The sequence below is a fragment of the Zoogloea sp. JDB1 genome, from assembly GCF_056724025.1.
This window is the reverse complement of the sequence record NZ_CM161496.1, coordinates 3,349,936-3,362,971: the sequence shown is the minus strand read 5'-3', so window position 1 is coordinate 3,362,971 and position 13,036 is coordinate 3,349,936. Positions and strand designations below refer to the sequence as shown.

Annotated in this window: 13 protein-coding genes; 10 read left to right on the top strand and 3 right to left on the bottom strand. The window is 63.5% G+C overall.

Translation table 11 applies throughout. From position 1 onward, the window contains the following. Positions 1-5: 5 nt before the first annotated feature. The 3 genes from glcF to AC1PPK_RS15140 all read left to right on the top strand — a co-directional run bounded on the left by glcF (position 6) and on the right by AC1PPK_RS15140 (position 3,426). Positions 6-1,223: a glycolate oxidase subunit GlcF gene (gene glcF, locus AC1PPK_RS15150; protein ID WP_481113867.1), complete on the top strand. Its 1,218-nt coding sequence runs from the start codon at positions 6-8 to the stop codon at positions 1,221-1,223. 80 nt (positions 1,224-1,303) lie between these two features. After that, the gene (locus tag AC1PPK_RS15145) at positions 1,304-2,965 is read left to right on the top strand and encodes an L-lactate permease (RefSeq protein WP_481113866.1); all 1,662 of its coding nucleotides are present in this window, start codon (positions 1,304-1,306) and stop codon (positions 2,963-2,965) included. A gap of 14 nt (positions 2,966-2,979) precedes the next feature. Next, positions 2,980-3,426 carry a universal stress protein gene (locus tag AC1PPK_RS15140; RefSeq protein ID WP_481113865.1) on the top strand — a complete coding sequence of 149 codons (447 nt, stop codon included), beginning with the start codon at positions 2,980-2,982 and terminating at the stop codon, positions 3,424-3,426. A 151-nt stretch (positions 3,427-3,577) separates the two neighbouring features. Here AC1PPK_RS15140 and htpG read toward each other — a convergent pair whose 3' ends face one another. After that, the gene (htpG, locus tag AC1PPK_RS15135; RefSeq protein WP_481113864.1) at positions 3,578-5,494 is read right to left on the bottom strand and encodes a molecular chaperone HtpG; all 1,917 of its coding nucleotides are present in this window, start codon (positions 5,492-5,494) and stop codon (positions 3,578-3,580) included. Positions 5,495-5,665: 171 nt separating this feature from the next. Between htpG and AC1PPK_RS15130 the strand changes: the two genes are divergently transcribed. Beyond that, a complete protein-coding gene (locus AC1PPK_RS15130; RefSeq protein ID WP_481113863.1) occupies positions 5,666-7,378 on the top strand; it encodes an ATP-binding protein in 1,713 nt (570 codons plus the stop codon). A 47-nt stretch (positions 7,379-7,425) separates the two neighbouring features. Here AC1PPK_RS15130 and greB read toward each other — a convergent pair whose 3' ends face one another. After that, on the bottom strand, positions 7,426-7,980 hold the full coding sequence (gene greB, locus AC1PPK_RS15125) for a transcription elongation factor GreB (protein WP_481113862.1): 555 nt from the start codon (positions 7,978-7,980) through the stop codon (positions 7,426-7,428). A gap of 97 nt (positions 7,981-8,077) precedes the next feature. Next, the gene (locus AC1PPK_RS15120; RefSeq protein WP_481113861.1) at positions 8,078-8,311 is read right to left on the bottom strand and encodes a DUF3567 family protein; all 234 of its coding nucleotides are present in this window, start codon (positions 8,309-8,311) and stop codon (positions 8,078-8,080) included. A 168-nt stretch (positions 8,312-8,479) separates the two neighbouring features. Between AC1PPK_RS15120 and AC1PPK_RS15115 the strand changes: the two genes are divergently transcribed. From AC1PPK_RS15115 to dtd, 6 genes are all read left to right on the top strand, one after another. After that, a complete protein-coding gene (locus tag AC1PPK_RS15115; RefSeq protein ID WP_481113860.1) occupies positions 8,480-8,704 on the top strand; it encodes a DUF465 domain-containing protein in 225 nt (74 codons plus the stop codon). Positions 8,705-8,736: 32 nt separating this feature from the next. Next, positions 8,737-10,041 carry an O-acetylhomoserine aminocarboxypropyltransferase gene (locus AC1PPK_RS15110; protein ID WP_481113859.1) on the top strand — a complete coding sequence of 435 codons (1,305 nt, stop codon included), beginning with the start codon at positions 8,737-8,739 and terminating at the stop codon, positions 10,039-10,041. A 14-nt stretch (positions 10,042-10,055) separates the two neighbouring features. After that, positions 10,056-10,898 carry an alpha/beta fold hydrolase gene (locus tag AC1PPK_RS15105; RefSeq protein ID WP_481113858.1) on the top strand — a complete coding sequence of 281 codons (843 nt, stop codon included), beginning with the start codon at positions 10,056-10,058 and terminating at the stop codon, positions 10,896-10,898. A 55-nt stretch (positions 10,899-10,953) separates the two neighbouring features. After that, the gene (locus AC1PPK_RS15100; RefSeq protein ID WP_481113857.1) at positions 10,954-11,754 is read left to right on the top strand and encodes a DUF2189 domain-containing protein; all 801 of its coding nucleotides are present in this window, start codon (positions 10,954-10,956) and stop codon (positions 11,752-11,754) included. A gap of 139 nt (positions 11,755-11,893) precedes the next feature. Beyond that, positions 11,894-12,601 carry an SIMPL domain-containing protein gene (locus tag AC1PPK_RS15095; protein WP_481113856.1) on the top strand — a complete coding sequence of 236 codons (708 nt, stop codon included), beginning with the start codon at positions 11,894-11,896 and terminating at the stop codon, positions 12,599-12,601. Then, positions 12,598-13,035 carry a D-aminoacyl-tRNA deacylase gene (gene dtd / locus AC1PPK_RS15090; protein WP_481113855.1) on the top strand — a complete coding sequence of 146 codons (438 nt, stop codon included), beginning with the start codon at positions 12,598-12,600 and terminating at the stop codon, positions 13,033-13,035. The genes AC1PPK_RS15095 and dtd overlap by 4 nt, the downstream gene beginning before the upstream one ends. Position 13,036: the final 1 nt, after the last annotated feature.

The following is a 13,036-nucleotide window of genomic DNA, read 5'->3' as shown; positions in this document are numbered from 1 at the left end:
ACGCCATGCAAACCAACCTGAGCGAAGCGGCCCGTCACCGCTACGGGGCCGAAGTGGCCGAAAACGTGCTGCGGAGCTGCGTGCACTGCGGCTTCTGCAATGCTACCTGCCCCACCTACCAGCTCCTCGGCAACGAGCTGGACGGTCCCCGCGGCCGCATCTACCTCATGAAGCAGATGTTCGAGACAGGCGAGGTCAGCGAGAGCACCCGCACCCACCTGGACCGCTGCCTCACCTGCCGCAACTGCGAAACCACCTGCCCGTCCGGCGTGCAATACCACAAGCTGCTCGACATCGGCCGCGCCACCGTCGAGGAACTGGTGCCGCGCGGCACCGGCGAGCGCCTGCGCAACCTGGCGTTGCGCGCAATCGTCCCCAACCCGGGGCGCGTCAAGGCCGCCCTCGGCATCGGCTCGGCGCTGCGTGCCTTCCTGCCGGCCGCGGTGGCCGACAAGCTGCCCCGCCACCAGTACGCCCCCAAGCCCCGCCCCACCACGCGGCACAGCCGCGTCGTGCTGATGCTCGAAGGCTGCGTGCAGCCCGGCGTATCGCCCAATACCAATGCCGCCGCGGCGCGCATCCTCGACCGCCTGGGGATTTCCATCCAGCCGGCGCCGGAGGCCGGCTGCTGCGGCGCCGTGGATTACCACCTCAACGCCCAGGACGCAGGCTTGGAGCGGGCTCGCCGCAACATCGATGCCTGGTGGCCGGCCATCGAGGCCGGTGCCGAAGCCATCGTGCAGACCGCCAGCGGCTGCGGCGCCTTCGTCAAGGAATACGGTTTCCTGCTGCGTGACGACCCGGCCTACCGGGACAAAGCCACGCGGGTCAGCGCACTGGCCAAAGACCTAGTCGAGATACTCGCCCGCGAGCCGCTGGAAAAGCTCGGCGTACGCGCCGACAAGCGCCTCGCCTTCCACTGCCCGTGCACGCTGCAGCACGCCCAGAAGCTCGGCGGCGCCGTGGAAAGCGTACTGCGCCGCGTTGGCTTCTCACTCACCGCCGTGCCCGATGGACACCTGTGCTGCGGCTCCGCCGGCACCTACTCAATCACCCAGCCCGAGCTGTCCCGCCAGTTGCGCGACCGCAAGATGGACGCGCTGGAGAGCGGCAAGCCACAACTGATCGCCACCGCCAACATCGGCTGCCAGATGCATCTGGATGGCGCCGGACGCACCGAGGTCCGCCACTGGATCGAGATCGTCGAGGACGCCCTGCCCTGAACCCAAACCCGGCGCCGCCGCCGGAGTCCGGCCGGACTTGCAGCACCCGCAGTACCACACCAAAAAGAGGAGACAAAACCATGGTTTGGCAACAGACGTACGACCCGCTCGGCAGCATGCTGCTGAGTACGCTGGTCGCTGCAATCCCGGTAGCGGTCATGCTGATTGGCCTCGGCTTCTTGCACCTGAAGGCCCACATTGCAGCAGCGGCCGGCCTAGCCAGCGCACTGCTGATCACCATCTTTGCTTACGGCATGCCGGCCGAAATGGCCGGCAAGGCGGCCTTCCTGGGCGGCCTCACTGGCCTGCTGCCGATCGGCTGGATCGTGCTTAACATCATCTTCCTGCATCAGCTCACCGAGCAGAACGGATCATTCAAGATCCTGCAGGACTCCATCGCCGGCATCACCGAAGACCGGCGCCTGCAACTGCTGCTGATCGCCTTCGCCTTCGGCGCTTTCTTCGAAGGTGCGGCAGGCTTCGGCACACCAGTAGCGGTAACCGCGGCCATCCTGATCGGCCTCGGCTTCTCGCCCCTGGCCGCCTCCGGCCTGTCCCTGATTGCCAACACCGCCCCAGTAGCCTACGGCGCCCTCGGCACACCGATCATTACGCTGGCCAAGGTCCACAACTATGATGTGATGGCCGTGTCGGCGATGGTCGGCCGCCAGCTGCCGTTCTTCTCGGTGCTTATCCCGTTCTGGCTGATCTGGGCCTTCGCCGGGCGCAAGGGGATGCTGCAGATCTGGCCCGCCATCTTGGTCGCAGGCGTCACCTTCGCGATCCCGCAGTTCATCGTCTCCAACTTCTTCGGCCCGGAGCTGGTGGACGTCATCGCCGCGATGTGCTCGATGATCTGCCTGGTGCTGTTCATGAAGGTCTGGCAGCCCACCGAGATCTGGCGTTCCACCTCCCTGCGCGGCCATGAGGAGGACGGCGGCAAGGCTACCCCCACCACGCCGATCGCCCGCCACGCCAGCGGCGATGTGGTGCGCGCCTGGATGCCCTGGTTCATCCTGACGGTGTTCGTCTTCATCTGGGGGCTGCCGGCCGTGAAGGCCTACTTCAACGGCATCTACGCCCCGAAGTTCCCGATCGAAGGTCTGCACAAGCTGATCGAGAAGGTTCCGCCGGTCGTTGCCACACCGACCAAGGAAGGCGCGGAATATGTCTTCGGGTTGCTGTCCGCCACTGGTACCGGCATCTTCGTGGCAGCCATCGTCGGTGGCCTCGCAATGAAGTACAACCCACTGCCGCTGCTGCGCACCTACGGCAAGACGATCTGGCTGGTCCGCTACTCGCTGATCACCATCGTGCTGATGCTGGCTCTCGGCACGCTGACCCGTTATTCCGGCCTCGACACGACGCTGGGCCTGGCCTTCGCCTCCACCGGCGTGCTGTATCCCTTCTTCGGGACCTTGATGGGCTGGCTCGGCGTCGCGCTGACTGGCTCCGACACAGCCTCCAACGTGCTCTTCGGCGGCATGCAGAAGGTTGCGGCGGAACAGCTCGGCCTGAGCCCCAATCTGATGGGAGCGGCCAACAGTGCCGGCGGCGTGATGGGCAAAATGGTGGACGCCCAGTCCATCGTGGTGGCTTCGACGGCAACGCGCTGGTTCAACCACGAAGGTGACATCCTGCGCTACGTGTTCTTCCACTCCATCGCCCTCGCCTGCCTGGTGGGTATCTTCGTGACGCTGCAGGCCTACGTCTGGCCATTCAGCGCCCTCGTCATCAAGTGATCGGGAGAGTCCTCATGTACAAGCGCATTCTGGTTGCCATCGACAGCAGCGACACCGCCCGCAAGGCCCTCGACGAAGCCGTGCAGCTGGCCAAGCTGTCCGGCGCCACCCTGTGCGTGGCCCACGCCCTCGACGAGGCGCCGCTGGTCCAGCACGCGATGGGCATCGGTACCTTTATCGACGCCGACAAGATCAAGGATGAGATGCGCCAGGTCGCCGGTCCGGTGCTGGACGAGGCAGTTGCCAAGGCCACCGCCGCCGGCATCACCGCCGAGCGCCTGTTGATCGAGTCGGAAAACAAGCGGACCGCCGAACAGATCGTCAACGCAGCCCGGAACTGGGGCGCCGACCTGATTGTCGCCGGCACCCATGGCCGCCACGGCATGGACCGCCTGCTGGTTGGCAGCGTCGCGGAGAATCTGACCCGGCTGGCGAAGACTTCGCTACTGCTGGTGCGCTAAGTCCTTCACGGGCTCGAGGCAGAAATATGGCGGGCCTTGCGGCCCGCCATATTTCTGATGAAGCAATCGGAAACTGCCTCCGTGGGAACGAACTCAGTCGCCCGTCACGTATTCAGCCCCCTCGGCGGGCGGAACGATTCCGCCCCACTCATCACGCAGCGTTCATCGCCAGCATCAGCTGGTTGATGCGCTTCACGAAACTCGCCGGATCGTCCAGCGTGCCGCCTTCGGCCAGCAGGGCCTGGTCGAACAGCACCGCGGCCCAGTCCTCGAACTGCTTGTCCTCGTACTTGAGGCGCAGCACCACCGGGTGGGCCGGGTTGATCTCGAGGATCGGCTTGGAGATCGGCATGTTCTGGCCGGCAGCCTTCATCAGGCGCGCCAGGTTCATCCCCATGTCGTGCTCGTCGGCCACCAGGCAGGCGGGCGAATCGGTCAGGCGGTGGGTGACGCGGACTTCCTTCACCTTGTCGCCGAGGCTGGTCTTCATCTTGTCGAGCAGATCCTTCAGCTCGCCGGTTTCCTTCTCGACGGCGGCCTTCTCCGCTTCGTCTTCCAGCTTGCCCAAGTCGAGGCCGCCCTTGGCGACGGAGGCCAGTTGCTTGCCGTCGAACTCGGTCAGGTTGCCGACCACCCATTCGTCGACACGATTGGAAAGCAGCAGCACCTCGATGCCCTTCTTGCGGAAGATCTCCAGATGCGGGCTGTTCTTGGCAGCATTGAAGCTGTCGGCAGTGACGTAATAGATCTTGTCCTGGCCTTCCTTCATGCGGCCGATGTAGTCGGCCAGCGACACGACTTCCTCGGTGGTGTCGGCATGCGTGGAAGCAAAGCGCAGCAAGCCGGCGATCTTGTCCTTGTTGGCGTGATCCTCGCCGACCCCTTCCTTCAGTACCTGGCCAAACTCCTTCCAGAAGGTGGTGTACTTGTCCTTCTGATTCTCGGCGAGGTCTTCAAGCAGGCTCAGCACCTTCTTGGTACAGCCGGCGCGCAGGGTGTCGATGTCCTTGGATTCCTGCAGGATCTCGCGGGACACGTTGAGCGGCAGGTCGTTGGAATCCACCACCCCGCGCACGAAGCGAAGGTACATGGGCATCAGCTTCTCGGCGTCGTCCATGATGAAGACGCGGCGCACGTAGAGCTTGACGCCGTGGCGGGCCTGACGGTCCCACATGTCGAAGGGGGCGTGGCCGGGCACGTAAAGCAGCTGAGTGTACTCGTGGCGGCCTTCGACCTTGGCGTGGGTCCACGCCAGCGGTTCTTCGTAGTCGTGGCCGACGTGCTTGTAGAACTCGGTGTATTCCTCGTCGGTGATGTCCGACTTGGCGCGCGCCCACAGGGCGTTGGCCTTGTTTACAGTCTCGTCTTCGTCGGTGAGGACCTGCTCCTTCTTCTCCTCGTCCCACTGCTCCTTCTTCATCACGATGGGTTGCAGGATGTGGTCGGAGTACTTCTGGATGATCGAGCGCAGCTTCCAGCTGGACAGCAGATCGTCCTGGTCTTCGCGCAGGTGCAGGGTGATCTCGGTGCCGCGGCCGGCCTTCTCGATGGCTTCGACGGTATATTCGCCGGCGGTGTCGCCGGTCATCGAACAAGTCCATAGCACCGCGGCATCGGCGCCCAGGCCGGCGCGACGGGTACGCACGGTGACCTTGTCGGCGACGATGAAGGCGGAGTAGAAACCGACGCCGAACTGGCCGATCAGGTGGGCGTCCTTCTTTTGGTCGCCGGTCAGCTTGCCGAAGAATTCCTTGGTGCCGGACTTGGCGATGGTGCCCAGGTTGGTTACCACCTCGTCACGGCTCATGCCGATGCCGTTGTCGACGATGGTCAACGTGCGGGCCGCCTTGTCGTAGCCCACGCGGATCTTCAACTCGGCATCGTTCTCGAACAGCCCACCGTTCTCGAGGGCTTCGAAACGCAGCTTGTCACAGGCGTCGGAGGCATTCGAAACCAGCTCCCGCAGGAAGATCTCCCGGTTCGAATACAGAGAATGGATCATGAGGTGCAGCAGTTGCTTGACCTCAGCCTGGAAGTTCAAGGTTTGCGCGGACGTATCGACAGTCATAAAGCTTGCTCCATAAGAACCGTTAACGATCCCCATATGGGTATGCCCCGCTGACTTTCAAGTCCCTGCCAACGGATGGAACACTCCCGATTGCCCACCTCAGCGCTTTCATCGTCGCAGCCCGCAGCGTCCCGGGCAGATCCCCCCGTCGCGGCAAGTTCGCTGCGCTGGTTGCGACTGGCCATCTGGATCGCCTTCGCGCTGCTCGCCACCCTCATCGTCGGCGTCACCACTTCGCTCATCCGTTATGACCACGACCAGGTGCTGCGACGCTCGGAGTCCGAGCTACTGAGCCTGACCCGCGTGCTCGAGGAACACATCGCGCGCACCTTTGGCGAGGCGGAGGGCGCCATCAACGAAATTGCCGGCCTGGTTGCACTGCGCGGCGGCATCGACGCCTTCGGCCAGGGGGAGCTGCAGGCCTTGCTGCGGCAGCGCGCCCCCCACCTGCCGGAAGCCGAGACCCTGTTCGTCGAGCGCGAGGACGGACGCCTTGCTGCAGACGCCCGCGAGCTGGAGCCTACCGAGCAGGAAGGGGCTGCTCCAGACAAGCCGGGCATGCCGCCAGTACTGAAGGATGGTTTCGATATCGGCAGCCCCGGACATAACCAGGTCGGCAGCCGCGTCAGCACCCCGCTGACCCGCCAGATCTTCGATGCGGCCGGCAAATACCTCGGAACCGCCGGCGCGGCCATCAACCATGCCTATTTCGGGGCCGTATACCGGGAGCTGGGGCTATCCGACCGGGACACAATCCTCGTGATCCACGCCAGCCGACAGGTCGTACTGATCCATCACCCCAAAAATGATGCACTGATCGGCACCACGGCCACGTGGCCATCACCTGGCACGGCCGCCGACGCCCGCAGCCTCGTGCTGACCGGCGCCAGCGACACGGACCCGGTGGACAGCATCCGTGCCTACCGCCGTCTGGCCGACCGCCCGCTGATCATCGCAGCGAGCCGGCCCGTCGAAGTCGCGCTGACCGACTTCTACATCCATCGGCGCTACATCGTGGCCGCGGCCAGCCTGATGCTAACCCTCCTCGGCGCGCTGGCCTTCAGCCTGCACCGCGTCGCCAGCCTGCGCGACGCCGAACGCGAGGCCCTTGCCGAACTGAATGCATCGCTGGAGGAACGGGTGCGCCAGCGCACCGAAGAACTGGAACAGTCCAACCGGGAGCTGCTGAGCTTCAGCTATTCAATCTCCCATGACCTGCGTGCGCCACTGCGCGCAATCAACGGCTTTGCCCATGCGCTGGCCGAGGATTACGGCGAACGCCTCGATGCAACTGGACGCGACTACATCGCCCGCCTCGGCCGGGCCAGTCTGCGGATGGGGGAACTCATCGACGCCCTGCTGAAACTCGCCAGCGTGTCGCGGCAAGCGCTGAAGATCGCACCGACCGACGTGAGCGCCATTGCGCGGGAGATTCTCGATGAACTGGCCACCACCACACCGGGGCGCCCGGTGCAGTTCCACGTTCAAGACGCGCTCAGCATCGACGCCGATCCAACACTGATCCGCAATGCCTTGCAGAACTTGCTGGGCAACGCCTGGAAGTTTTCCCGCGACAGCGCCCCGGCGATCATCCAGGTCGGCGGCCGACCCCACGGGGAGGAACAACTCTTCTATGTGACCGACAACGGGATCGGCTTCGACATGGCCCATGCTGGCAAGCTCTTCGAGCCCTTCCAGCAACTGCATGCACGGGGCGGCTTCGAAGGTTCGGGTATCGGCCTGGCCAGCGTACGCCGCATCATCGAACGCCACGGCGGGACGATCTGGGTCGAGTCGGCGCCGGGCGCCGGCACGACGGTCTTCTTCACGCTCCCGCGCAGCCCGGCCATTGTCCGCCGCCCGCGCATCAAGCAGATGGGGTAAGCACCACTACCGCCATCGCCTTCATATAGATAGAGGCAGCCCCAGCCTCACTCGTAGCGGATTTCCACCACTTCGATTTCGCGAACACCCGCCGGGCTGGCGAAGCGCACCACATCCCCTTCCCGGGCCTTCAGCAAGGCGCGGGATAATGGCGCAATCCAACTGATTCGGCCTTCGGAGGCATTCGCCTCGTCCACACCGACAATCTGGTAGGTCTTCTCGTCGTCACCGTCCACATCACAGACAGTGACCGTCGCGCCGAAGAAAATCTGCTCGGTATTCTCCTGCTCGGACGGTGTGACCACCGTGGCACCTTCCAGACGCTTTATCAAGAAACGGATACGACGGTCGATCTCCCGCAGGCGCTTCTTGCCGTAGATGTAGTCGCCGTTCTCCGAACGGTCGCCGTTGGACGCGGCCCAGCGCACCGTCTCGACCAGCTTGGGGCGCTCATCGCGAACGAGTTCATCGAGCTCAGCCTTGAGCCGCTCGAAACCGTTGCGGGTCATGTAGTTGCGGGTACCGGGCGGCAGGCTGGGCACACCGGGAGCGGACTCGTCGTCCTCGTCCTGGTCGCTTTCCTTGACGAAGGCCTTATTCACCCTGAAACACTCCGGAAACAAAACGGTGGGCAATAGTAGGAGCCGCCTGCCTTACTGGCAAGCGACTCCTCCCGACCCACCCTGCATCAGGAACGCGTCAGTGGTAAATCGCCGGCTGGTTCATCAGCGAACCGTAGTCAGCGATCCAGACTTCGAAATCGTCCATTTCGGTGGCCGACGACGCCACGTCGCGCAGTTCCCGACGGAAGCGCTGGGCCGCCTCGTCGCGGAACAAGGCACCGAGGCCACGCCGCTTGTCGATCACCTCGACCGCATCGAGGTTGGGGTAATCGACTACATACAGGACAGGATTGTTGAGCACCACGTTCATGACAGGCCTCCCGATAGCTAGGTTTTGCCTTTTGGGCATCGTGCTACTGAAGATGGGAACACATTCCGGCACTTCAAGTTCCCCAACGCCGTTGTAATTCCCGCCCCCCGAGCCTAAGATTCCATCGAAACCGCTCGCAGCCGTGCGCTTACCTCATTCAGACAAGGCATGAACGACAGCAACGAACCCAGCGCCGACGTTACCAGCCTCGCATCCCGGCTGGCGACCCTGACCACAGAGCATCGAGACCTCGACGCGGTCATCTCCCAGATCTCGTCGGCCCCCCCTCCGGGCGACGAATTGCTGCTGCGTCGCCTCAAGAAACGCAAACTGCTGGTCAAGGACCGGATTGCCATCATCCAGCGCCTCATCGACCCGGACGAACCGGCCTGAGACCAGCCCTCCCATCCCAGAATAGATACCGCATGTCCATTCACCGCAATGCCGGGGCCGACACACTGGCCCTGCACGCTGGCCAGACGCCCGACCCCGTTCATCATTCCCGGGCCACCCCGATCCACTTCACCACCAGCTACGTTTTCGAGGACAGTGAGCACGCCGCATCGCTGTTCAACCAGGAACGGGCCGGGCATGTCTATTCGCGTATCTCCAATCCCACCAATGCGGTGCTGGAGGAGCGCATCGCCGCCCTCGACGGCGGCATCGGCGCGATTGCCTGCGCGAGTGGTCAGGCAGCGTTGCTGCTGGCCATCACGACGCTGATGGGCAGCGGTGGCCACATCGTTGCGTCCCGCGCGCTGTATGGTGGCTCCAACAACCTGCTTGCCTACACGCTGCCCCGCTTCGGCATTGAAACCACCTTCGTCGCCCCCGGCGATCACCAGGGCTGGCGGGCGGCCATCCGTCCGGAAACCCGCCTGCTGTTCGGCGAAGCGATCGGCAACCCGGGCCTGGAAGTGCTCGACATCCCTGAACTGGCACAGATCGCCCGTGACGCGCGTATTCCCCTGTTGGTGGATGCCACGCTGGTTACTCCGATGCTGCAGTGTCCGCTGGATCTCGGCGCCAACCTGGTTGTGCATTCCGCCACCAAATTCCTCGGCGGCCACGGGGTTGCGATTGGCGGCCTACTGGTCGATGGCGGCAACTTCAACTGGGAGGCCTCCGGCGGCCATTTCCCGACGCTCACCGAACCCTATGAAGGCTTCCATGGCATGGACTTCGCTGAGGAGTCCCCCGTTGCCGCCTTCCTGCTGCGCGCACGACGGGAAGGCCTGCGCGACTTCGGCGCCTGCCTGTCGCCGATGAATGCCTTCCAGATCCTGCAGGGCATGGAAACCCTGGGTTTGCGGATGGAGCGCCACGTGGCCAACGCGCGGGCGCTGGTCTCCCATCTCGTAGCCCAGCCGCTGGTGGAATCCGTCTCCTGGCCCGAGCTCGATAGCCATCCCGACCATCAACTGGCGGCACAACTGCTGCCGAAGGGCTGTGGTGGCGTGTTCAGCTTCAGCCTCAAGGGCGGGCGCAAGGCAGGCGCAGCGTTCATCGAGACACTCAGGGTATTTTCCCACCTGGCCAATGTCGGCGACGCAAAATCACTTGCCATTCACCCGGCCAGCACCACGCATTTCCGCATGTCGCGCAATGCACTACTGTCGGCGGGCATCACGGAAGGAACGATCCGCCTCTCCGTCGGTCTCGAAAGTGTGTCCGACCTGATCGAAGATGTGGACCGTGCGCTGTACGCCGTCCAGAAAGTCCTGGCCTGATTCCGGAAGCACGCATGAGACTCAACCTGTCCGGTCATCTGACCGACCACATCACCTTCTGCTACACCGGCGGCCAGCGCCTGGAGCGCGACCGCCCCACAGCCCTGTTCATCCATGGCGCCGGGCACGACCACAGTGTGTGGACGCTGCAGACCCGCTACTTTGCCCACCACGGCTGGAATGTCATTGCCCCTGACCTGCCCGGCCATGGCCGCACCAACGGCCCCGCGCTGGAGAGCATTGAAGGCCTGGCCCGGTGGATCCTTACCCTGGCGCACAAGCTCGGCACTGAGCGTCCCGTCGTAATCGGTCACAGCATGGGGGCATTGATCGCGCTGCAGGTAGCCGCCACGGCTCCCGCACTGGTAAGCCGACTGGCTCTTGTCGGCGCCGTTGCCCCGATGCCGGTAGCCCCCGCCCTGCTGGATGCCACACTGTCGAACCGGGACAAGGCCCATGCACTGATCAACCAATGGTCCTTCGCGCCACACAGCCAGACTGGTGCCAGCAGCATTCCCGGCATGAACCTCACCGCACTCAATGAGCGCCTGATGCAGCGCCAGGCGCCGGGCGTGCTGCATACCGACATGGCTGCGTGCAATGCCTATGCTGCGGGCTTCGACGCCGCGGCACAGGTTCGCTGTCCAACCCTACTGCTGAGTTCGGCTCAGGACCGGATGACGCCTCCCAAGGCCATCGCACCGCTCGCCGCGGCCTTCGACAAGGATATCCCGCTCACCAGGGTCGTGCTGCCGGACGCCGGCCACGCGATGATGTCCGAAGCCCCCGGTCAAGTGCTCGATGCCTTGTGGGCCTTTGTCAATTCTTCCCACGCAACCGGACAGCCCCCAACATGAACTGATCCGTTTGCTGCAGGCCATTGAGTTCCAATAACCATAACGGAGACAAAGCATGGCTCAGCATGACATCCCCCCGGACGACGAACAGGCCGCCGCTGCGCTGCCCTTTCCAACCTTACGCACAATCAGTGCAGGTGCGCCATTCCAGTGGATAGCGCAGGGCTTCGGAGATCTGAAGGCCTGCCCTGTCGCCAGCCTGTTCTACGGATTCTGCTTTGCAGCCATGGGCTTGCTGCTGACCTTCGTCTTCGAGCACGCCTACCAATACACCTCCGCGGTCTCCACCGGCTTTCTCCTCCTCGCCCCGTTCTTTGCAATGGGGCTCTATGAACTCTCTCGACGCCGGGAACTCGGCGAGCAATGCGCGCTGACCCCGACCCTGATGGTGTGGCGCCGCAATGCCGGCAACCTGGCTGTCTTTGCCGCTGTGCTGACCGTCATCTTCCTGATCTGGGCGCGCGCATCCCTTGTAATCTTCGCCATCTTCTATACTCAGGAGCTCCCGAATCTGTCCGGCTTTCTCGGGCAGGTGTTGTCCTTCGAGAACCTTGACTTCTTGCTGGTCTATTTCGGCGTCGGCTCCATCTTTGCGTTGCTCGTGTTTGCGGTCAGCGTGGTGTCCATTCCGCTGATGCTCGACCGCAACCAGGACGCGGTCACATCGATGATCGCCAGCATCCGGGCCCTGGCCCTCAATCCGCTTCCGCTACTCATCTGGGCTGCGCTGATCGTCAGCCTGACCATCCTGGGTTTCCTGAGCTTTCACCTTGGCCTCGTCGTACTGATGCCCATCGTCGGGCATGCCACGTGGCACGCCTACCGACAACTGGTGGCGCCCCTGCCGCACAGCTGACACGCGAACCCTGTGCTTTTCAGCGACACTCTCCGCCATTGTCAGTGCTGAACAAGCACACGGGCTTTGCCAATCGGTCTGGCCTGTGGCGAAATAGCCGGGATTTCTTACCATTCAATCGTGGCCGGAGAATATTCCCGTGCGCATAACCTGTTTATTTCCCGCAGGCCTGGCCCTGTTTTTCTCTATTGCCTCGGCTCAAGCGACCGACGGAAGCACGCCTCCGGCATTGCCGACAGCAGATATCGCGGTCGAGGCGAGCCGTCCTGCCCCCAACGACCAGTTCCGGGCCCAGGTCTATTACGAAACCACCGAGACCAGCCCTGGAGAACTGGCCCGCAAGGTGAATTCGGTCGTCGCCCAAGCGCTGCAGACGGCCCGCAATTACCAGGCAGTGAAGGTTCGCACCGGAGGCAACATGACCTACCCTGTCTATGGCAAGAACGTGCGTAATATCGAAGCCTGGCGGATGCGCTCGACGCTTCTCCTCGAGGCCAATGACTCTGCGGCCCTCTCTGAACTCCTCGGCAGGCTCCAGCAAAGCATGGTCATCGGCGGGCTGAATGCCGCCCCTTCCGCCGAAACATGGAAGAAGATCGGAGAGCAGGCCATCGTGGATGCACTCACTGCCTTCGAAGCACGGGCAAGACTGGTCGCAAGCACGCTCAACAAGAAGTGGAAGATCAAGCACCTCTCGGTCAACACCGGCGGCATCCAGCAGAAGCCCATCATGCCGCTCGCCCGTAGCTCCAGCATGATGGCCGCCGAAGCCGTGCCTGCGCCTATCGAAGCCGGCGACAGTGCAGTCAGCGTATCAGTCAACGGGCAGATCGAACTTCTGGAATGATCGCGCTGATTCAACGCGTCCTGGAAGCCCGCGTGACGGTGGAGGAGCGTACCGTGGGGACGATTGGTCCGGGACTCCTCGCCCTGGTCGCCGTTGAGAAAGCAGACACGTTGACCAACGTCCATCGGATGGTGGAGCGCCTGCTGAGCTATCGCGTCTTTCCCGATGGCGAAGGGCGAATGAACCGTTCTCTTACGGACACAGGGGGCGGCCTGCTGCTCGTATCCCAATTCACGCTGGCGGCCGACACGAGCAAGGGAACCCGCCCCAGCTTCACGCCCGCCGCCGCACCCGACGTCGCCGAAGAACTTTTCAATGCAGTCGTGACCCTGGCTCGCAGCCGCCATGCTTGCGTGGAAACCGGCGAGTTCGGGGCAGACATGCACGTATCCCTAGTTAACAATGGCCCGGTTACCTTTCGCCTCATCGCCTGAA